Annotated in this window: 16 protein-coding genes; 14 read left to right on the top strand and 2 right to left on the bottom strand. The window is 33.6% G+C overall.

The features are described from left to right. Positions 1-4: 4 nt before the first annotated feature. Both B5X62_RS07510 and hppD read right to left on the bottom strand, forming a co-directional pair. The gene (locus B5X62_RS07510) at positions 5-505 is read right to left on the bottom strand and encodes a hypothetical protein (RefSeq protein WP_079666805.1); all 501 of its coding nucleotides are present in this window, start codon (positions 503-505) and stop codon (positions 5-7) included. Positions 506-539: 34 nt separating this feature from the next. Then, a complete protein-coding gene (gene hppD / locus B5X62_RS07515) occupies positions 540-1,670 on the bottom strand; it encodes a 4-hydroxyphenylpyruvate dioxygenase (protein ID WP_079666806.1) in 1,131 nt (376 codons plus the stop codon). Between the two features lie 142 nt (positions 1,671-1,812). Here hppD and B5X62_RS07520 point away from each other — a divergent pair, with 142 nt between their 5' ends. From B5X62_RS07520 to B5X62_RS07585, 14 genes are all read left to right on the top strand, one after another. Beyond that, the gene (locus B5X62_RS07520; protein WP_079666929.1) at positions 1,813-2,256 is read left to right on the top strand and encodes a 6-pyruvoyl trahydropterin synthase family protein; all 444 of its coding nucleotides are present in this window, start codon (positions 1,813-1,815) and stop codon (positions 2,254-2,256) included. 33 nt (positions 2,257-2,289) lie between these two features. Next, on the top strand, positions 2,290-3,054 hold the full coding sequence (locus tag B5X62_RS07525) for a UDP-2,3-diacylglucosamine diphosphatase (RefSeq protein WP_079666807.1): 765 nt from the start codon (positions 2,290-2,292) through the stop codon (positions 3,052-3,054). Between the two features lie 12 nt (positions 3,055-3,066). Further along, entirely contained in the window at positions 3,067-3,645 is a 579-nt protein-coding gene (locus B5X62_RS07530; protein WP_159447637.1) for a Crp/Fnr family transcriptional regulator, read from the top strand. A gap of 63 nt (positions 3,646-3,708) precedes the next feature. Then, complete coding sequence (locus tag B5X62_RS07535) at positions 3,709-4,641, top strand: NAD-dependent epimerase/dehydratase family protein (RefSeq protein ID WP_079666808.1); 933 nt, start codon at positions 3,709-3,711, stop codon at positions 4,639-4,641. A gap of 42 nt (positions 4,642-4,683) precedes the next feature. Then, positions 4,684-5,691, top strand: coding sequence for a LuxE/PaaK family acyltransferase (locus B5X62_RS07540; protein WP_079666809.1), 1,008 nt, complete (start codon positions 4,684-4,686; stop codon positions 5,689-5,691). Positions 5,692-6,302: 611 nt separating this feature from the next. Next, the gene (locus B5X62_RS07545; RefSeq protein ID WP_079666810.1) at positions 6,303-10,985 is read left to right on the top strand and encodes a YDG domain-containing protein; all 4,683 of its coding nucleotides are present in this window, start codon (positions 6,303-6,305) and stop codon (positions 10,983-10,985) included. A 77-nt stretch (positions 10,986-11,062) separates the two neighbouring features. Further along, a complete protein-coding gene (locus tag B5X62_RS07550) occupies positions 11,063-11,338 on the top strand; it encodes a hypothetical protein (RefSeq protein WP_144038331.1) in 276 nt (91 codons plus the stop codon). Positions 11,339-11,767: 429 nt separating this feature from the next. Continuing rightward, a complete protein-coding gene (locus B5X62_RS07555) occupies positions 11,768-12,904 on the top strand; it encodes an aminotransferase class I/II-fold pyridoxal phosphate-dependent enzyme (RefSeq protein ID WP_079666812.1) in 1,137 nt (378 codons plus the stop codon). Between the two features lie 69 nt (positions 12,905-12,973). Then, positions 12,974-14,911, top strand: a complete 1,938-nt coding sequence (locus B5X62_RS07560; RefSeq protein WP_079666813.1) for a nucleoside-diphosphate sugar epimerase/dehydratase — start codon at positions 12,974-12,976, stop codon at positions 14,909-14,911. A 39-nt stretch (positions 14,912-14,950) separates the two neighbouring features. Then, entirely contained in the window at positions 14,951-15,757 is an 807-nt protein-coding gene (locus B5X62_RS07565; RefSeq protein ID WP_079666814.1) for a polysaccharide biosynthesis/export family protein, read from the top strand. A 67-nt stretch (positions 15,758-15,824) separates the two neighbouring features. Continuing rightward, the gene (locus B5X62_RS07570; protein WP_079666815.1) at positions 15,825-18,188 is read left to right on the top strand and encodes a GumC family protein; all 2,364 of its coding nucleotides are present in this window, start codon (positions 15,825-15,827) and stop codon (positions 18,186-18,188) included. Between the two features lie 7 nt (positions 18,189-18,195). Continuing rightward, the gene (locus B5X62_RS07575; protein ID WP_079666816.1) at positions 18,196-19,680 is read left to right on the top strand and encodes a flippase; all 1,485 of its coding nucleotides are present in this window, start codon (positions 18,196-18,198) and stop codon (positions 19,678-19,680) included. A 6-nt stretch (positions 19,681-19,686) separates the two neighbouring features. Next, complete coding sequence (locus B5X62_RS07580) at positions 19,687-20,844, top strand: EpsG family protein (RefSeq protein ID WP_079666817.1); 1,158 nt, start codon at positions 19,687-19,689, stop codon at positions 20,842-20,844. Continuing rightward, positions 20,832-21,710: a glycosyltransferase family 2 protein gene (locus B5X62_RS07585; protein ID WP_079666818.1), complete on the top strand. Its 879-nt coding sequence runs from the start codon at positions 20,832-20,834 to the stop codon at positions 21,708-21,710. The genes B5X62_RS07580 and B5X62_RS07585 overlap by 13 nt, the downstream gene beginning before the upstream one ends. Positions 21,711-21,749 lie beyond the last annotated feature (39 nt).

Here is a 21,749-nt window from a genome sequence, read left to right on the forward strand (position 1 = left end):
ATTTTTATTTTTTCTTGCCAAGCTTGGAGTTTTCAATCCAGCGGCTTTCGTTAGTTAAATCTTTAAGGTACCATACTTTTTTTGCATTCATCAAATACAAAGTATACGTTAGTGGGAGACCAATTTTTTTTCCTTCTAATTTGTCCGCTCTTATAGATACGACATTATTTTTTCTGACAAAATCTCCAGTAAAGATGTTGGATGCAGTCTGACCTGTTTCTTTATCATCAAACAGTTCTATTAATGTCACCGAATTATCATTATTAAATTCAACAATGTGACGCTCATCGTGATCCTCAAAGCTCTTGACTAGAACAAATTTTTTATTATGGATGTCATAGTCCACCGCATTCTGTTGCTGCTTTGTTCGTTTCTCGATTTTCTCGATAATGTCATTTAGCATGCTGTAATTCTGTGCATTAACGTAAGCCGTAGCAAATATTAATGAACATAATAAAAGAAGTTTTTTCATTAAAGTGTTTTTTTTGTAAAAAAGCTTTGTCATATTTTATAGATAAGACAAAGCTTTTTATTTATTTTTAAAGATTTCCTCTTTTCTCTTGCTCTCTTTCTAAAGCTTCGAAAAGGGCTTTAAAGTTTCCAGCTCCAAAACTTTGAGCGCCGTGTCTTTCGATAATTTCGAAGAAAAGAGTAGGGCGATCTTCTACAGGTTTTGTGAAAATTTGAAGTAAATAGCCTTCTTCATCGCAATCCACCAAAATACCTAAAGATTGAAGTTTTTTGATGTCTTCATCAATACTTCCTACTCTTTCAGGAATCATGTCGTAATAAGCTTCTGGCGGCGCAGAAAGGAACTCAACACCTCTCTTTTTAAGTTCAGTTACGGTATGAACGATATCTTTTGTAGCAACAGCGATATGCTGAACTCCTTCTCCTTCATAGAAATCTAAGTATTCTTCGACTTGAGATTTTTTCTTTCCTTCCGCAGGCTCGTTAATTGGGAATTTTGCGAAACCGTTTCCGTTAGACATTACTTTTGACATTAATGCAGAATATTCTGTATTAATTTGCTTATCATCGAAAGATAGAATGTTTACAAATCCCATCACATCTTCATACCACTTCACTACAGGAAGCATTCTGTCCCAATCTACATTTCCAACGCAGTGGTCAACATAAAGTAAACCAACATCTTCAGGATTGTAATCACTCTCCCATTTTTCATAACCAGGCATGAATGGTCCAGAGTAATTTTTTCTTTCTACAAACATGTGAACAGTTTCACCGTAAGTATAAATTCCAGACATTCTAACTTCACCAAACTCATCTGTAATGGTTGTTGGCTCTAAGTAAGGTTTTCCACCTCTTTTTGTAGTTTCTTCGAAAGCTTTGTAAGCGTCATCAACCCATAAAGCCAAGATTTTAACACCGTCGCCATGTTTTTTAACATGCTCGTTAATTGGAGAATCCGATTTAAGACCAGTTGTTAAAACCAATCTGATTTTTCCTTGTTGCAAAACATAAGAAGCGCGATCTCTAACACCTGTTTCTGGACCTGCATAAGCAACAGATTGAAACCCAAAAGCTGTTTTGTAAAAATGGGCTGCTTGTTTAGCATTTCCTACATAAAATTCGATATAATCCGTTCCGTTAATAGGAAGGAAATTTTCTGCTTGCGCAATTTTTTCTGCAAAAGTTAATGTTGACATGTCTCTTTTCTACTTTTAAATATTATTCGCCAAATTACAAATTTTTAAACTTTTAGAAAAACCCAATTTTTCATAAAATTTCGAATGCTTCATGCAACAGAATTCCAATATTCTTGAAACTAAAAATGCTTATCTTTGCAATATGATTCGTATTACAAAAATTTTCACTTTCGAGACCGCCCATGTTCTTTATAATTATGATGGGAAATGCAAAAATATGCATGGTCATTCTTACAAACTTTTCGTTACTGTAAAAGGAAATCCTATCAATAATTTGGATAATGTAAAAAACGGAATGGTGGTCGATTTTGGTGATATTAAAAAAATTGTAAAAGAAGAAGTGGTTGATGTTTGGGATCATGCTGTTTTGGTAAATGGCGCTTCACCACACAAAAACCTTGGTCAAAAGTTAGAAGACGAAGGACACAAAGTTATCTTTTGCGATTACCAGCCGACTTGCGAAAATATGTTGTACGACATCGCTGCAAAAATCAAAAATAAACTTCCTAACACTATCGAATTAGCTTATCTAAAACTCCACGAGACCGAAAATTCTTATGGAGAATGGTTGGCTGAAGAAAATTAATTTTAGTTTTAAAATCGTATTTCGAATTCCTGAATGACGCCAATTAATCTTTCACCAGACAAAAAAATCTATTTTGCATCGGATCAACATTTTGGTGCGCCAGATCCCAAATCTAGTAAGATTCGGGAAGAGCGCTTTATTCGTTGGCTTAACGATATAAGGAAAGATGCTCAAGTCTTATTTTTAATGGGCGATTTGTTCGATTTTTGGCATGAGTGGCAATACGTTATTCCGAAAGGTTATGTTCGTGTTTTAGGAAAGTTGGCGGAGCTTAAAGATTCAGGAATTGATATTTATTTCTTTGTCGGCAACCACGATTTGTGGATGAAAAACTATCTTGAAGAAGAAATCGGTTGTACGGTTTATTTTTCAAAACAATATTTTTCGGCTGCTGGCAAACGTTTCTTGTTAGCACACGGCGATGGACTTGGTCCTGGCGACAAAGGTTACAAAAGGATGAAAAAATTGTTTACCAATCCTATCGCACAATGGGCTTTCAAATGGTTGCATCCAGACATTGCTATGCGTGTTGCATTGTATATGTCGCAAAAGAATAAAATGATTTCTGGTGAGGAAGATAAAGCGTTTTTGGGCGAGGACAAAGAGTTTTTGATTGTCTATTCTAAAAAGAAGTTAGAGACCGAAGATATCGATTATTTCATTTATGGACATCGCCATTTGCCGATGGTTTTGGACTTGCCGAAAGGTGCCAAATATGTCAATTTGGGCGACTGGATTTCTTATTTTACTTATGGTGTTTTTGATGGCGAATTCCATTTGAAAACTTTTGAAGAATAAAGTTGTGGTATGATGATGCATCCTTTAATAGAAACTATTCAAAAAACTTCTGAATTTTCTCCAGAAGCAGCAGACTTGTTTTTAAGCATTTTTGAAGAAAAGGAATACAAAAAAAATACAATTCTTTTGGAATCTGGAAAGGTATCACATGAGGTTTTCTTTATTTTAAAAGGTGCTCTTCGACAATTTTACATCGATGAAAATGGAAATGAGAAGATTTGTAATTTCAGTTTTGAAAATGAATTTTTAACCGATTTAGAAAGTTTTTCAAGACAAATACCTTCTCATTCAACAATTATTGCGCAAGAAGATTGCATTTGTTTAGTGACCAATTGTGTTAAGTTGGTGGAAGCGATTAAAAAGTCAGACGACATTGCGAAATTCTTTTCTGTGGTGGTGGAAAATGTTGCAGCAGATAGCATTAGAAGAACAAAATCACTCCTATCATTTTCTCCGGAAAAGCAATTTTTAGAACTTATTCAAGATAAACCGCAAATCTTACAACGCATTCCGCAGCGCTATATCGCGCAGTATTTGGGCATCGCACCCGAGAGTCTTAGCCGAATCAGAAAGCGTTTGGCAAAATCCTAAAATCTTAACCGAAGTCATCTTTTTGAGCACCAATCGCCTCCTAATTTTACAAAAAATTAAGATATGCAAACAATATTAGGTGCAGGAGGAGACATCGGAACTTCTTTAGCAAAAGAACTGAAAAATTACACAGAAAAAATTAGATTAGTTAGTAGAAATCCCCAGAAGGTTAACGACAATGATGAATTATTCGTTTGTAATCTTCTCAATTCGGAACAAGTTAAATTAGCTACAAAAGATTCTGAAATTGTTTACCTCGCGGTGGGGCTTCCTTATGATATTGCCGTTTGGGAAAAGCAATGGCCGATCATTATGAAGAATGTAATCGAAGCTTGTGTTGCAAGTCAGTCGCGATTGGTGTTTTTGGATAATGTATATGCTTATGCTAAAACCGAAATTCCAAATATGACCGAACACAGTCAAATCGCTCCAACAACAAGAAAAGGAAAAGTGCGCGCACAACTTTTGGAAATGCTTAACAAAGCTCAACGAGAAAAATCTTTGAAAATCCTTGTTGGGAGAAGTGCTGATTTTTATGGACCGAATGCAAAAAATGGCTTTTTAAATATTTTGATTCATGATAATTTTAAAAAATCTAAAAGTGCTTTTTGGCAGTCAGACGCTAACAAAATTCACAACTTTACATATACTTTGGATGCCGCAAAAGCTTTGGCGATATTAGGTAATACAGACGATGCTTACGGTCAGGTTTGGCATCTTCCGACTTCTAACGAAGCCTTAACGGGGAAAGATTTCGTAAATATTTTTGCAGAAGAAATGAATGTGAAACCAAAGTATATGCGTCTTTCACCATTGTTGTTAACAATAATCGGTTGGTTCTCTAAAGACATTGAAGAATTGAAAGAAATGCAGTATCAAAATAATCAAAATTATGTGTTTGACAGTTCAAAATTTAATAAAGCCTTTAACTTTTCGCCAACTAATTATCACGAAGGCATCAGAGAAATTGTAAAAAGTTCTGCTTCTAAAATTTAAAACCATTTAATCTTCATAAATTTGTATCGCATTGATTTTATTATGAAGACTGACATTTTCAATATACAATCCGAAACTGATTTTCTAGAAGCAGCTTTGGAGACTTTTCGATTTCAATATTGGCATGTTGAGGTTTACAAAAAGTTTGTAGATTATCTCAACATCAACCCCGAAACGGTGACAACTTTGGAAGCGATTCCTTTTCTGCCCATCGAAATGTTCAAAAATCATCAAGTTCTCGATATCGAAAAACATGCTGAAAAGTATTTTCAAAGTTCGGGGACGACGCAGATGAATCTCTCCAAACATTGGATTGCGGATTTTGGCTTGTACGAAGAAAGCATTTACAAAAGCTTTGATCAGTTTATAGGAAAGCCCGAAGATTTCATTTTTTTAGGTTTGTTGCCGAGTTATTTGGAGCGCGACAATTCGTCGTTGATCTATATGGTCAACTATCTTATCGAAAAATCGGGCAAACCAGAGAACGGTTATTTTCTTTATAATCACGAAGATTTATTCGAAATTCTAAATAAAACCTCCGATAAAAAAGTTATTCTTTTCGGCGTTTCGTTTGCCTTGTTGGACTTTTTGGACACATTGGAATCTAAGAAATTGCAACTTAATTCTACCGAAAATCTTATCGTTATCGAAACCGGCGGTATGAAAGGTCGTAAAGAAGAAATGACAAAAGACGAGTTGTTGTCGATTTTCCAAAAAGCATTTAAAACCGACAAAATCTACTCCGAATATTCGATGACCGAATTGCTATCTCAAGCTTATTCGATGGGCGAAAATATCTACGATTGTCCCAAATGGATGCGCATTTTGGTGAGAAATACCGAAGATCCGTTGTCGTATATGGAGTCGGGTAGGATGGGTGCGATCAACATTATCGACCTTGCCAACCGCCATTCTTGCAGCTTTATTGCGACGCAAGATTTAGGAAAAATCATTGAAAATCCAAATTCAAAAACGCTTAGCAAAAGCTTCCAAGTTTTGGGCAGAATCGACCATTCCGACATTCGCGGCTGCAGTCTTTTGGTGTCTTAACATTTTTATTTGGGCGGCATTTCGGGCTGTCACTAGTCGCTGCGCCACGCCAACGCAATGGCCCGCGCCTGCGGCGCGAGCTCCAACAGGCCGTTCCATCCCGGCCGCAGTTTCGGGATAATTATTTAGTCTGAAGTTGGGATAAGAAAACTAACACTCATTTTATTTTGTGGAAATTGCATCAAAAATAGTTTAATCTTCCTTTACAGTTTGGTAATCTACAATTTGAAAAGTAGATTCTAGCGATGATGGTTAATAAGCCTTTCAGGCTTCAAAACCCTGAAAGGCTTGTTGACTTCTTGCCTTACTTTGCAGAATCCTGCGTTACTAAAAGAAGCACTTTCTTTTGTTTGATGTTTTGTCAGTACGCGTATTCTTGCTAATATCGCAATTAACTATTGACCTATTGGAGAAGAAAAGCTTTGCTAGCTAAGGTTTTTGGGGAGGAAGTTAGTGTGCAAAGTATGAGGACTTAAAGATTAATCCATAAATAATATTAAATAAAAGTCCTATTTATCGCTATTGCATCAATATATTGTTAAATTTATAATTATAGATACTTTTTATTGCATAAAAGCTATATCTTTATCGCCCGTTATAAACAACGATATATGAAAACACATTTATATTCTTTAAAACTATTTCTTTTTGTTCTATTGGCGTCCTTTTCAGTAAAAGGTTGGGGGCAATTAACATTGGGAACATCACCTTATCAACAAAATTTTGATGGTATAGAAAGTGGGTTGCCTACTGGTTGGACTATCAGTAACGGAGCTACAAATACAACATTAGGTACGTCTGCTACTTTAACTACGACTAAAACAAAATGGTCTTCAACCGCTTCGCAATTTGCAAACTTTGCTTCTGCAACTAGTCTTGTTTCTACATCTACAGAGATTCAACAAGAGAATAGTACAAATAGAGCATTAGGCGTTCGTCAATCTGGGTCTTTTGGAGATCCTGGGGCTTCGTTTATGTTGCGTATAGCGAATACAACAGGGAAGAGTAATTTTAATCTTAGTTTTAAAATGCAATCTTTGGATGCTGCAACGGGACGTACAGTAACTTGGAAAGTGCAATATGGGCTAGGAAATAACCCTACATCTTTTGTAGATTTGACTACAGTGCCTACTACATTTGCAACATCTTCTACATGGGGAAGTACAAATGTTTCTGTAGCTTTACCTGCTGCTGTTAGCAATGTAACTCAAAATGTTTGGATTCGTATTGTAGCACTGTCTGCTTCAACTGGTACAGGAGGAAGGCCTACAAGTGCGATAGATGATGTCAGCTTGTCTTGGAGTTCTGCAACTACTTCAATTCTTGATGTTACGCCTGCAGGCCCTTTGAGTTTTGTCGCGATTAATAATTCTCCAGCATCAACTAGTCAAGATGTTGTGATAAATGGCAGTAATTTAACGCCAATTTCTGCACAGCAATATGTTGATGCAATTTTAGAATCATATTCAAATTCAGCTACTGAGCATTTTGAGTTTTCTATTGACGGAGGAACTACTTATACCAATTGGGAAGAATTACCAATTGTTTCTGGGACAATTAATAAAACTTTAAAAGTTCGATTAAAGGCTAATCAAAGTATTGGTACATACACCGATAAAATTGTTTTTACATATACTGGTACAACGGCTCCGTTTACAATTATCAAAGAATTGGTTTTAAATGCGAGTGTTACTGGTGCAAAGCTTACTGCGACACCTGCAACTTTATCAGGCTTTACATATATATATGGTAGTGGACCATCCCTAGTACAAAGCTTTACTTTGACAGGGGCTGGCTTAAGTGGAACGGGTAGTGCTTCTTTATTGCCTGGGAATCATTGGGAGATTTCTTCTGACAATGGTGTGTCATGGCATTCATATGCAGATAATGGTATAACACTTAATAACTATGCAGGTACAAGTCAAACTATTCAAGTTAGATTAAAGAAAGGTCTTGATTTTGGTACATATGATAATGGCAGTAATGATATTGTTGCAATTACATACAGTGGTAGTGGTGTTACAAGTAATGATGTTAGCTTATCTGGTAATGTTGTTAAAAAAGCTCTCACAGTAGAAAATCTTACAGTAGAAAATAAAACTTATGATGGAAACAATGATGCTACAATAGGAGGCACTGCTACTTTGGGAGGCGTTGTTGATAGTGATGATGTCTCATTGGTTGGTACTGCTACAGGAACCTTTGATACTAAAAATGTAGGAAATGATAAGATAGTTACTATTAATGGATTTTCACTGGTAGGTACAAAAGCTTCTAACTATACCTTAACCCAACCAACAAAAACAGCCAATATTATTGTTAAAAACATTACAATATCAACACCAATAATTGCTCCAAAAACATATGATGGTACAACAACTACGGGGACAATTACATTAGGAACTATAACAGGTTTGGTAGGTTCAGAAACGTTAGGTGTAACAGCAGTAGGTAATTACACTGATGCTAATGTAGGTGTCGATAAAACAGCAAATATAGTTTATACAACTGCAGATGGTAACAATGGTGGTCTTAAAAACAACTATAGCACTTTGAGTGATGCTACTGCTTTAGGAGATATTACTAAAGCAGAACAGGTTATAACGATGCTAGGTACATTGACAAAATATTTAGGGAATCCAGACTTTTCTCCAGCGACTTCAACTTCGTCTGCAAATCCAATTACATATACGAGTTCTAACTCTGCTGTTGCAACTGTGGTTAATAATCAAATTCATTTGGTGGCAATTGGTAGTACTGTAATTAAGGCATCACAAGCTGGAAGTGATAATTATAATGCAGCAACGGATAAGGAAATGAACCTTACAGTAGAGGTTAATAAAGATGTTTATCGTTCAAATAAATCTGGTAATTGGAATGATCCTACAACATGGTTTGCTTCATCTGATGGATTAACTGGATGGACACAGGCTACTAGTGCACCAGCGGCGAATAACGTTGTTTACATACAGTCTAGTCATAATGTTACATTGACCCAAAATGAATCTTGTAAAGATTTGCATATTTCTAAAGGAACAAGCTCAAGTAACCCAACTTTAGGTAAAGTTATCTTAGATGTATACAGCTTAGATCTTTATGGTAAACTTCGTACTTATTATGCTAGTATTGGAGGTATTCCTGGGACTTCATCTACTAATGGATATAGTGTGTATCCTTTTACGGCGAATACTGGTGGTAGGTTAAATGTTGTTGGCACTTCAAGGAATTTAACTGTATCTGGTGAGTGGGGTGCAATGATAACAACCCCCGCTCCAGCCTCTGGATTTATGCCCGTTGAAATTAACATGAATAACGGCGAAACCTTATTTCTTAATACAAGTGTTAAGTTTTCTGACCTTAAAGTTGTATCAGGTAATGTTGATGCTAAGACAAATACTATATCTGTAGACCAGGGAACAAGTACATCAATTAGTCCAAATATTTCTATTGAATCTGGGGCTACAGTTATTAGTTCAGCTACTAGTACTAATAATAAGGTGTTTCAGGCAACAGGTACGAAAGCTGGTGGAGATCTTACGCTAAATGGACATTTGGTGTTGAAGGGCGCTAATCCTTTTATATCGATGAAGTCAATAACATTTAATGGTGTAGTTGAATATGCAAATTTAGGGGATCAAAACTTTATAGCAGTAGATGGAACTGGAGCGGTTCCAGTTTCAACATATTATAACCTAACAATCTCAGGTTCTGGTGTTAAAACTGCAACAGGTACAACAACGGTTAATAATATCGTTAATGTTGTAGCAGGTGAGTTAAAACTTCCAAGAACAAATAATAATGTGGCAGCTAATAATGTCTTGGTTGCTAAAAAAGGTGTTAATGTAGCTGCAGGTGCTTTGTTAACCTTAGAAAATAATTCGACATTAATGCAAGATACGGATGCTGTTAATAACGGTAATGTAATTGTAAATCGTGAAGCAACTGTCCCATCTACTCAATACAATATTTGGTCTTCGCCAGTTAAAGCTCAAAAATTATATGAGCTATACGGTACGGCTGGTTCTGTGCCAGCTGGTACGGTGATGGAGTATATCACCAAGAGTGATATCTTTAAGCCAATTGTAAACCCTAACGTAACTTCGGACTTTGCTAAAGGCTATTCTGCAAAAGGTTTAGCGGATAATGCGAGTGGTGCTGTTACTGCAGTCTTTAAAGGTGTGCCTAATAATGGTGAGCCGAGTGTTCCGTTAGTTTTAAGTGTAGAAGGCAATCGTTTTAACGCGGTTGGTAATCCTTATCCGTCTAACTTGGATCTTAACATTTTATATGCTGACAATACATCATCTAATGTTTCAGGTATCAAGAATATTACGAATCTTGTAAGATTTTGGGATAATACTAACAATAATATAACATGGCAGCAAGGTAGCAGTTATAGTGGTAACAATTATGCAATCTATAATCTAGATGCCGAATTGGGGGTGCCAGCAACAGGGGCTGCTAGTGGTGGTGATCCTACAAAAATTCCGGATGGTATTGTTAAGCCAGGACAAGGTTTTATGGTGAGAGCCAACACAAGCGGTGACAAGGTGCTTAAGTTTAACAACGGTCAACGTTTAGCTTCTGCACATGCAAATACACCGTATTATAAAAATAGTAGCAATAAAGATCGTTTTTGGTTAGCTTTAGAAACACCGGGTGCTATTGTTAACACCATTGCAATCGCATATAACGATTTGGCGACAAACAATAATGATATCTATGATACTTCGATTTTGGATGCTAACAATAGCGATCTATTCTACTCGTTAAGTGATAACCAATACAAGCAAGCGATCCAAAGTAGAAAAGGAGGTTTTGCAGATACAGATGCTGTTAAGCTTGGTGCTAAATATTACAAAGCTGGTACACATAAGATAAAAGTTATTAAGAAAGATGGCGTCTTCGAAGGTGGACAAAATATTTATCTACACGATAAAGTGCTTAATAAATATATCGACCTAACGACTGAGGCTTATAGTTTTGATGCTAGCGCTAGCAGTAACGATACGCGTTTTGAGATTGTCTACAAACCGGGCGCAGTTTTAGGAACTGTAGATACACAGTCCAAAGATGCTGTTATTGTTTACAAAACAAGTGATGCTTTTGTCGTGTTGTCGAAAGCGGATGCTATTACAAAAGTTGAATTGTATGATATGAATGGTCGATTGATTCAAGTCAATGATAAGGCTGCTAAAGAGCAAAAATTATCACATGAGACTTTATCTAACGGGGCGTATCTATTAAAGATTAGTCGCGGTCAAAATGTTGAGGTTAAGAAAGTTCTAAAATAAATTTTTAGCGCAAATTAATAATACGTGTGATAATTAAAATGTATTTTTTATCTTTACACCGAAATAATTTTCAGAAAATGAATAGATTAATCCTATTTTGTTTTATCACCATTGGTTTTCTAGGTTCAGCACAATATGCTGATCAAGATAATAGATTCAATAAAGCTAATGTCGAACAACAAGCTCCTAATACAGATGCTACAGCTAATGCTGGTGGAAATGGAGAAGATGATGGTGAGAATCCAGGTAATGCTGGAGATGCGCCTATCGATGACTATATCCCAGGGCTTATGTTATTAGGAATTGGTCTCGTTGCATATTATGGCTATCGACAACAACAACTAAAATCTTAATAGTTTATATAAAATCCGAAACCTAGGTTTCGGATTTTTTTATTTATGATATAAAATTCTACTGTAAGAAAATGACTAAACGAAATTATAGTGGAAGACAATAATAGCTTTGTTTTCAGCATTACTTTTATATAGATTAGCTTTAGGGCTTGTTGAGGTTTTATTGTAAAGGGCTAGCAATAGGCTCTTGGTGATGTTGGTTTTTTGTAGGCTTTTGTCACCTTTAATAACTGTGAATAAACTATTTGTTATAAAATACACAATATTTATTAATACTTACGTTAAAATATTATAAAATATTATTAAAAATTTTTAGAAAACTATCGTGTAATAGTGTAAATTTGTTTCCATTAAAATATTCAATCTATTTTAAGTGAAACGTAATGTTTTAATGAAGATTAAGTAAAAATTAATGTTGTTGTGTCCTAAATGGAAGAAAAGATTTGGCTTTCGTCCCCCCACATGGGCGGCTCAGAAAAAAAATATATTGAACAAGCATTTGATGGTAATTGGATTACATCTTTAGGTCCTAATATTTGTGGTTTCGAAGAAGATATACAAGATTTTCTGGGTGAGGGTGTGCATGTTGCAGCGGTCTCGTCAGGTACTTCTGCGCTCCACTTGGCTTTAATATTATTAGGCGTCCAAGCGGGAGATGAGGTATTGTGTCAAAGTCTCACCTTTGTGGCGTCCGCTAATCCAATAATCTATTTGGGTGCGAAACCCATATTTATTGACAGCGAAGAAGAAACTTGGAATATTTGTCCGATCGCTCTAGAGGAAGCAATTTTAGACCGAATAAAACATGGGAAAAAACCTAAAGCCATAATTGCTGTAAGTCTTTATGGTATGCCCTATAAAGTCAACGAAATACAAGCTATTGCTAGCAAGTACGACATCCCGCTTATCGATGATAGTGCCGAAGCGCTTGGCAGTAGTTATAAGGGAAGAAAGTGTGGTACTTTTGGAGATTTGTCGATTGTCAGTTTTAATGGTAACAAAATAATAACGACATCGGGCGGCGGTGCATTGATTGTTAAAGATAAAGCAAAGCGTGATCGTGCTGTATTTTTATCAACACAATCTAAAGACGATGCGCCACATTATCAACATTCTCAATTGGGTTATAATTACCGATTAAGTAACGTAAGTGCTGGTATTGGTCGTGGACAGATGGAAGTTCTTGAAGATCGCATTATGCAACGTCGTGAGAATCATAATTTTTATGTTGAGGTTTTTAAGGATATACCTGGTGTATCACTTTTGACAGAGCCTAACGAAGATTATTTTTCAAACTATTGGTTAACTGCTATATTGGTTGATCCTAAGATAACTAATTGTAATAGAGAGACCATTAGATTGGCATTGCTAAATGAAGGTGTTGAGTCGCGGCCACTTTGGAAACCTCTGCATTTACAACCTATCTTTGAGAATTGTAAATTTTATGGAAAAAGTATTGCTGAAAATTTATTTGAGCACGGTCTTTGCTTACCCTCGGGTTCGAATATGACTATGATGCAAAAAAATCGTATAAAAGCTATTTTGCAAAATGTACTTGGTGTGTAAACAGGAGCTAATGTAAAGGGATTCTGTTAAAAAAAAGAAAAGTTAATTTTATTTTGCAATTAAATAATTATGTTAGGAACAGGCTTAGGAAAGCGTATCTACACAGGAGATAATCTTATTAATATTTCGGATATACGCTATTTGCCCAGATGGGTAGTCTTTATTATTGATATTTCGATATTAATAGTTTCTTTATTGCTAACCTATTTTGTGATAATGAAAATGAAGTCGCGTCCATACGATGTTTTCAATTATACACAAGTTTCTGTAATGACTGTGGGGATCAATGTGCTCTTTATGTATTTGTTTAAAACTTACGCAGGCGTTATCCGACATTCTACTTTTATAGATTTATTAAAAATAATGTTGTCATGTCTTTGTACAGCAGCAGTTTTATTTATATTAAACCTTTCGTTTATTACTTTCCGTGGAGAGAAGATTTTATTAAATTCTTTTATAGCATTGTATTTTCTGATATCTGCAATGTTTTTATTTATGTTTCGTCTTGTCGTGAAGGAAGTTTTCCATTTTGCGAGAGAGATATCGAGGAGTGATCTCAAAAAACGTATCATGGTACTGGGTACTGATGAACAGTCTATAGCTATTGCAAGAGCTATTCTTGATAATCCAAAGCTTCCTTATCATGTTGTGAGTTTCATAAGTACACAGGATAGCACGGTTGGTATTGGTCTTCCAAAAATTTTGGGAAAAACAATTGTAAGCAAGGATTGGTTTCTTAAGAATACGAAAGAGGATCTTGATATCGAAGGGGTTATCATGGTAAAGGAGTCTTTTGAAAAAGAAGCTATGGACGAGTGGATAGGCTATCTTCTCGAGAAAGATCTAAGAATATTGAAAGCGCCATCTGTACAAAAATTACGTAGTACGGATAATGCTAACTTTATTAAGACTGTACAGATAGAGGATCTACTCAACAGAAAACCTATTAGATTGGATAACGAGGAGGTTAAAAAAAGACACTTTAATCGTGAGGTTCTTATTACGGGCGGCGCAGGATCTATTGGATCCGAGATTATTAACCAAGTTGCAAAATATTCTCCCTCTTTGGTTGTTGTTGTCGATCAAGCTGAAACACCATTGTATGAAGTCGAATTGCAGTTGCGAGAAAAATTCCCGCATGTTAAGTTTGTATTTGTACTGGCCGATATTTCGAATAAACAAAGAATAGAACCTTTATTTAAAAAATATAATTTCTCCATGGTATATCATGCTGCAGCATACAAGCATGTACCGTTGGTAGAGAGTAATCCGCAAGAAGCAGTAAGAGTCAATGTCTTAGGTTCAAAAAATTTGGCTACGCTTTCTAGTCAATATAATGTCAACAGATTTGTAATGGTCTCTACCGACAAGGCCGTTAACCCAACTAATGTTATGGGGGCTACCAAACGTGTGGCAGAATTATTTGTACAATCTTTACAAAATCTACCAGAGAATAAGACGAAGTTTATCACAACAAGGTTTGGGAATGTTCTTGGGTCTAATGGATCAGTTATCCCACATTTTAGAAAACAAATCGAGAAAGGCGGACCAATTACCATCACCCATCCTGATATTGTACGTTATTTTATGACTATTCCTGAAGCTTGCGAATTGGTTTTGCATGCTGGTATTATGGGGAATGGGGGCGAAATCTATGTGTTTGATATGGGGCAACCAGTTAAGATCTTAGATTTGGCTAATAGAATGATTAAACTTTCAGGTTTTGAACCAGAGACTGATATCAAAATTATTTTCACTGGTCTGCGCCCTGGAGAAAAATTGTATGAAGAGCTTTTGAGTGATGATGCAAAAACACTTCCCACTAATCATGAAAAAATATTAATATCAAAAGATCCTGTGATGAGTTTTGAGGATATTAATGGTTTGGTTATGGATATGTTAGCTAGTTTGGAGACAGATACAAAATTTGAAGCAGTTGCTAAAATCAAAACGATAGTAAAGGAATTTAAAAGTAATAATTCGGAATATGAATCGTTAGATAAATAACTTTATATTATATTTGCAAATTAAGAATAAAAATCGCTTATGAAAAAAGTTTTCTACATGGTTTTGCTTGGTGTATTATGTTTTAATTACTCTTGTAAATCAAAAGAAAATATTAACTACTTAAAGAATATTGAGAATGTTGCAATAGAAGCCTCTTATAGTAGTGTTAACAAGACAACTATCCAACCAGGAGATAACTTAATTATAAAAGTTAGTGCGAATGATATGGATGTGGTTAAACCATTTAATCAATCAATGTCATCGAGTGAAACCTCTCAATATTCGCAGTCGAGTACTAACCTCCCGACACAAGCTCAAACCTCCGTTTCTGGACCAACATATACCGTTGATTCTAACTATGATATTGACTTTCCGGTAATAGGTGTTGTTAATACAAGGAGCAAAACGATTGAAGAACTTAGTTCATTCTTAAGGGATAAGGTATCTCGCTATGTTAAAAATCCTTCGATTAATATTAAAAATACTAACTTTAAAGTAACTGTGCTAGGTGAAGTTGACAAACCTGGCTATTATATGTTGCCTGATGGACAGACCGCTACAATTTTTACAGCACTGGGCATGGCTGGTGACCTTACGATATATGGGGAACGTGAGAATGTATTATTAGTAAGAAATGTTGATGGTCAAATGACAAAACAATATATTAATCTTACAGATGCGAACCTTTTCAATTCTGATTATTTTCAGTTAAAGCAAAATGACGTTATCTATGTTAATGCCAATAAAGCAAAACAAAACTCTTCTTGGTTTGGACCTCAGACAGGAGTTTGGATTTCGGTAGCGTCAGTATTGGTAACAATTTTAGCCTTGGTAATTAAGAAGTAATTAAATGTTTCTAGACATTTAATTACAATTTTTTTTAGACACTGTTTAAGTGTAAAAGTAATAGAAGATGGATAATCAGAAAAAAGTAGAAGAGTCAATTAGTTTGCAAGATATTATCAAACCCTATGTAAAGAAAATACATTGGTTTATTATAAGTCTATTGGTGATGATTGCATTAGCAATAACTTATATTAAGTTAACACGACCTGTATATAAGTCAGAGAGCACCGTTTTGATCAAAGATGCAAAGAAAATGTCTAGTGCGTCTGGTGATTTTGGCGTATTGCAAGGTTTGGCAGGTTTTGGTGGTATGGGGACCAATAGTATCGAGAATGAAATACAAATTTTAAAATCTAAAAAATTAGCAATAGATTTAGTTCAAGATCTTAATATACAAACAAAATTATTTGCGAAATCTGGCTTTAATAAGGTTGAACTTTATAAACAGACCGCTCCAATTCTTGTAAAAGTTATAAATGAAAAAAAAGCAAAGAAACCAACAGGTCCTTTGAATATTTCATTAAAAGGAGATAAGATTACTATAAGTTCAGAAGAGTTTAAAAGTGATATAGTTACTACGTATGGCAAGCTAGTGAGTTTGCCGTATGCTAATATTATGCTTTTAAAGAACCAAGATTTTGATAGTTCTAGTGTTAAAGAGTTTGATGATGTTGAGAATTTAACTCTTGAATATAGCAGCTTAGAGTTGGCTGTTAATGACTTACAAAAAGCTATATCAGTAGATCTTATTGATAAAGATGCAACTATTATCGTTTTAAGTTTAATATATCCAAATAATGATAAAGCTAGGGATATATTAAATACATTAATTACGCAATATAATTTTGATGCAACTAATGATAAAAATTTAGAATCAAAAAAGACTAAAGATTTCATAGATGAGAGAATTGATTTAATATCTAAAGAATTAGGTGATGTTGAAAGTCAAAAAGAACAATTTAAAATTAATAATGATATTGTTGATTTGATGCAAGAAGCGCGCATTAATGTGCAAAATGCAATGCAGGCCAAGACGAAAGATGTAGAAATTGAAACACAACTACAGATTTCAAATATGTTATTAAGCGCATTAAATGGACAGAAAAATAATCAATTACTACCAGTAAATATTGGTCTCAATAATGAAGGTGCTGTTAAGATTGTCGAAAATTATAACAGATTGGTGTTGCAACGAAATAAATTGTTGGAAAACGCAACATCTGAGAATCCTTTAATACAAGATTTAGATAATCAGATAAGACAAACTCGGAATTCTATACAAGAAAGCCTTAGCAAAAGTATTTCTTCACTTAATTTGACAAGAAATCAAGTGCAAGGTCAAGTTGGTGATTTAGAGAATAAATTGAACAAAGTACCTCGTCAAGAAAAATTGTTTAGAAGTATAGAAAGACAACAACAGATTAAAGAGAATCTATATTTATTATTATTAGAAAAGAGAGAAGAAGCTGCTATTTCCTTGGCGATGACTGCAAATAAAGCCAGAGTGGTAGATGAAGCTTATACTTTAGTAAAACCTGAAAGTCCAAAAAAACTGATCGCTTTAGCTATTGCGGTCGTATTTGGATTATTAATTCCTTTTGCTATAATCTATTTGAGATCATTGTTTAATAATAGTATTGAGTCCAAACACGATTTAGAACGTTTGTCAAATGTGCCAGTACTATCTGAGATACCGAGATTAGTTAAGAATGATGAGCATTTGATTCAAATAAACGATGTGTCACCGATGGCAGAATCGTTTAGGATTTTGGTAACCAACCTAAGTTTTATGCTTCCTAAAAAGGAAAAGGGTAAAACGATTATGGTGACTTCAACGGTAAAAGGAGAAGGTAAAACCTTTATCTCTATTAATTTGGCTCTAGCATTAGCATCACCAAAGAAGAAGGTGTTAGTAGTAGGGTCGGATATTCGTAATCCGCAATTACAACGATATGATCCATCTAAGAAGACTGTTGCTGGTCTTACAGAATATTTGGCTGGAGGCGTTGACAATATCGAAGATATAATATATCCTAGCTCATTTGCTGATAATTGTGATATTATTTATTCTGGTAGTATACCTCCGAATCCCACTGCATTATTGGAAAATGGTCGTTATAAAACGCTTGTTGATCATGTTAAAGAAATGTATGAGTATGTAATCTTGGATACTGCACCATTGATGTTGGTAACAGATTCTTTCCTAATTGCTGAAAATGCTGATACTACTTTATATGTTACAAGATCCGAAACGACAGATAAAGGCTTTATTGATTTTGCGAATAAAAATATTGAAAGTCATAAGGTTAACAATGTTGCTTTCGTGCTTAATGATGTGCATAAGAGTAATTTCGGATATGGTAATAAATACGGCTATGGCTATAATGCACAAGAAAAATCTTGGTTTCAAAAATTTAAAGACAAATTTTAGATAGAGAATGTTACATAAAGTTTCTAGTATCTTAAATTCGAAAAGTGTTAAGGTTAACTATATTCTAAACCTTACAAGAGTCCTCTCGGGGGCTCTTATTGGTATTGTAACAATGCCTTATATAAACAAAGCTCTAGGAGCAGAAGTATTAGGTAAGGTAGAATATGTAAACACCTTGATTACTTATTTTCTTATGTTTTCGGCATTAGGTATTCCAATGTATGGTATTAGAGAGATTTCTAAAGTAAGAGATGAACCTGTACTTTTGGCACGAACAACTATTGAGTTGTTATCAATTTTAGTGATTACTACTTTTTTCTCTTACATTGCTCTTTTTGGTGTAATTTATCAATTAGATTATTTTTCTAATTATAGAGATCTAATATTAATGATGAGTATTATGATCTTTTTAACTAATATTGGAGCAGAATGGTTTTTTCAAGGATTAGAAAATCAGCTTTATATAACTGTTCGTTATGTTTTAGTTAGAATTATAAGTTTAGTAATTATATTATTATACATTAAATCACCTTCTGATTATCTTCTTTATGCACTTTGCCTAGTAATAACTGCTTGTGGTGCTAATATTTTCAATATTTATTATTTATATAAAAAAACTATAAAAGTTGAATTTGATTGGAAGAAAGTTAATGTAAAAAGGCATTTTAAGCCTGTATTGTTGATTTTTTTAGGTACAATATCTGTCAATATATATTTACAGTTAGATTATTTTTTGATTGGAAGCTTGGTGGGAGATAAATATGTTGGATATTATGCCGTTTCCAATAAGCTAATAAGATTTGTAATTGGTTTTATTACTATTATAGGGTCTGTTATGTTGCCCAAACTTTCTATTCTATATGCAGCTAATAAGGAGCAGTACCATGTATATCTAAGAAAGTCATTATCATTTATGCTGATTTTTTCGGTTCCGTTTACTGTTTACTTTTTTGTTTTTGCAGAGCCTCTTATTCATTTATTTGCTGGGAAGGATTTTGAAAATGCCGTCGTTACAATGAAAATATTATCGCCTTTATGTATTATTGTAAGCATAGCTTATTTTATGGGGTTCTTAGTACTATATCCAATGGGTAAAGAAAAGGTATATACTTGGGCTGTTGTATTATCTGCTGTTTTTAGTATTCTTATTAATTTTTTTGCGATTAGTACCTACCAGCAAAATGGTGCTGCCGTTGTTGCTGTATTATCAGAATTAATAGCTATAATTGCTATGTATGTTTTTATTACCAGAAAGAATATGCTAAGTAATTTTTTTGACAATAATGTCTATCAGTATTTTGTGGCTGGTGCATTAATGTTGTTAACAACAGTTATTCTCAAGAAGCTATGTGTCTATGATAATACTATTTTTTTCGTAATTAATACTTTTTTTGGTTTTGCTATATATTTCTTATTTTTGATTTTTGTTAAAGAGGCTATTATTATGGATATATTTTCGAATTTAAAGTCTAAATTTCATAATAAAGCCTAAATTGTTATGGTTGTTTATATCGTTTTATTTCTTTTAGTTGGATTTGGTGCTTTACACTTTGATATATTAAAGCGTAAACATTTTATGAATCCATATTTTATATTTGTAGGTGTTTTTTGTACTTTGATGGTAGGATTACGGTATCGTGTTGGTGGAGATGCTTTAGTATACGAAGATTATTATTATCTTTATCCTGATATTAGTAATTATTTATATTTTATTGATCATAAAGTATTTCTCAATTATCAACCTCTTTGGGTCTTATTTGTCGCGATTTGCAAAACTTTTAACTCGGATTACTATTTTTACCAATTTATGTATTCCGTTGTTTTTAACATGATTTGGTTATGGTTTATAAAAAAACATTCTAACAATCCATTTACAGTTCTTTTTATTTTAGTTATTAACTTGTTGTATTTTTATTTCGGCTATGAAGTACAAAGAGAGATGTTTGCAATAAGTTGCTTTTTATTGGGTTATGATTCTTTCCAAAAAAATAAGTGGATTAAGTATTATATTTTTGCCATTATTGCATTTTATTTTCATATTTCAGCCACAATATTGTTTATAATGCCTTTTTTTAAATTGATAAAATTTACTAATAAGTTTATAATCATTTCAATATTGGTATCTATACCATTAATTGTTGGAAAGACTTTGTTTTATGATTTGATAAGCGCACTCTATGTGACAGAATCTATGCAAGAACGTGGGGAAGTGTATTCTAAAGTTGGATTTAGTGTTAGTGGGGTTCTGTTTTTTTATTTTTTACGTGTAATTGTATTTTTACCCTTCTTATTTTATAGTGTAAAGATAAAAAAGGGAAATTCCAATGACTGGTTATTAGCTGCTTTTCTTGTTCTTTCTTTATTATCGCAAGTTTTGGTTGGTTTTGATAGAATGCTAAATTACATTTATATTCCTATTATTATTTATTTTGTTGATTTGATATATTCGGAAATGAAATTACTATATCATGTAAAGGCGAATTTTATTAAGCTCTCGTTTCATGTTGGATTATTTGGTATTTTATTAGTGAAACTATTTATATCCAATTATGGAAATTATCATTATTATTCCGTATTCTTTCCATATGGGAGTATATTCGAAAAGGAAAAAAATACAGAACGTGAAAATTATCTTATTAAGCTATGGAAACAGTAGAAATAAGTATTATTATAGTTACCTATAATTCACAAGATTTAATTAAAGGAGCTATAGATTCAATATACAACTTGGCAGATATTTCAAAAACTAGGTTTGAAATTATTATTGTTGATAATAGTCCTTTTGATGGACACCAATTGCTGAAAAAAAATATTGAAAATAATTTTTATAATGCGTCCAACCTTTATGTTATTCATAATGTTAAAAATGGAGGATATGGGCAAGGTAATAATGTAGGTATTTGTAAGGCTAAGGGCAAAATAATTTGCATAATGAACCCTGATGTTTTATTTTTAGAACCTTTAATGAAAGATGCATTGCTAAAGTTTCAATCTAATTCGCAACTAGCATTATTAGGATATAAACAAACCGGAGGTTTTGATTATTCATTTTATTTAAAACCAGAATTTCGAAATAGTTTTTCAGGATTTCAAATGAAATTATATAATAAGTTTGAAAATTTTTCAGCCATAAAACATTATTTATCTGGCGCTTTTTTCTTTATAGATAAAGAGAAGTTTGAAAAAATAGGACTTTTTGATGAAAACATTTTTATGTATTTTGAAGAGCCCGATGTTTCTAATCGATTGTTAAATGCTGGGTATGAAATTCAATATGATAAGTCAAAAAAATATATGCATCTTGTTGGTAATCGAATAGAATATTCTGACTTTGGATTTAAAAATGAAATGAAATCCCTATTATATTATATTAAAAAGCATGGGCTTAACAAAAAGAAATTTTTAACAGCATTTGTTTCTGAGTACAGAGTCAAAATGAGAATAGCTAAGATTATTGGTGATACTAATAGACTAGAAAAATTTAGTAAAGAACTGAGTCTTATACAGGAAATTTTTATATGAGACGTCTTTTTTTCAGAACGGATAAATAATAATGTTGTT

Source organism: Soonwooa buanensis (assembly GCF_900167905.1).
GTDB classification, from domain to species: domain Bacteria; phylum Bacteroidota; class Bacteroidia; order Flavobacteriales; family Weeksellaceae; genus Soonwooa; species Soonwooa buanensis.

Excerpts from the sequence above, each read along its gene's own strand:
- B5X62_RS07525 (WP_079666807.1), top strand. The coding sequence starts at position 2,290 with ATGACGCCAATTAATCTTTCACCAGACAAAAAAATCTATTTTGCATCG.
- hppD (WP_079666806.1), bottom strand. The coding sequence starts at position 1,670 with ATGTCAACATTAACTTTTGCAGAAAAAATTGCGCAAGCAGAAAATTTC.
- B5X62_RS07530 (WP_159447637.1), top strand. The coding sequence starts at position 3,067 with ATGATGCATCCTTTAATAGAAACTATTCAAAAAACTTCTGAATTTTCT.
- B5X62_RS07520 (WP_079666929.1), top strand. The coding sequence starts at position 1,813 with ATGATTCGTATTACAAAAATTTTCACTTTCGAGACCGCCCATGTTCTT.
- B5X62_RS07550 (WP_144038331.1), top strand. The coding sequence starts at position 11,063 with ATGAATAGATTAATCCTATTTTGTTTTATCACCATTGGTTTTCTAGGT.
- B5X62_RS07565 (WP_079666814.1), top strand. The coding sequence starts at position 14,951 with ATGAAAAAAGTTTTCTACATGGTTTTGCTTGGTGTATTATGTTTTAAT.
- B5X62_RS07535 (WP_079666808.1), top strand. The coding sequence starts at position 3,709 with ATGCAAACAATATTAGGTGCAGGAGGAGACATCGGAACTTCTTTAGCA.
- B5X62_RS07580 (WP_079666817.1), top strand. The coding sequence starts at position 19,687 with ATGGTTGTTTATATCGTTTTATTTCTTTTAGTTGGATTTGGTGCTTTA.
- B5X62_RS07575 (WP_079666816.1), top strand. The coding sequence starts at position 18,196 with ATGTTACATAAAGTTTCTAGTATCTTAAATTCGAAAAGTGTTAAGGTT.
- B5X62_RS07540 (WP_079666809.1), top strand. The coding sequence starts at position 4,684 with ATGAAGACTGACATTTTCAATATACAATCCGAAACTGATTTTCTAGAA.
- B5X62_RS07570 (WP_079666815.1), top strand. The coding sequence starts at position 15,825 with ATGGATAATCAGAAAAAAGTAGAAGAGTCAATTAGTTTGCAAGATATT.
- B5X62_RS07555 (WP_079666812.1), top strand. The coding sequence starts at position 11,768 with ATGGAAGAAAAGATTTGGCTTTCGTCCCCCCACATGGGCGGCTCAGAA.
- B5X62_RS07510 (WP_079666805.1), bottom strand. The coding sequence starts at position 505 with ATGACAAAGCTTTTTTACAAAAAAAACACTTTAATGAAAAAACTTCTT.
- B5X62_RS07545 (WP_079666810.1), top strand. The coding sequence starts at position 6,303 with ATGAAAACACATTTATATTCTTTAAAACTATTTCTTTTTGTTCTATTG.
- B5X62_RS07585 (WP_079666818.1), top strand. The coding sequence starts at position 20,832 with ATGGAAACAGTAGAAATAAGTATTATTATAGTTACCTATAATTCACAA.
- B5X62_RS07560 (WP_079666813.1), top strand. The coding sequence starts at position 12,974 with ATGTTAGGAACAGGCTTAGGAAAGCGTATCTACACAGGAGATAATCTT.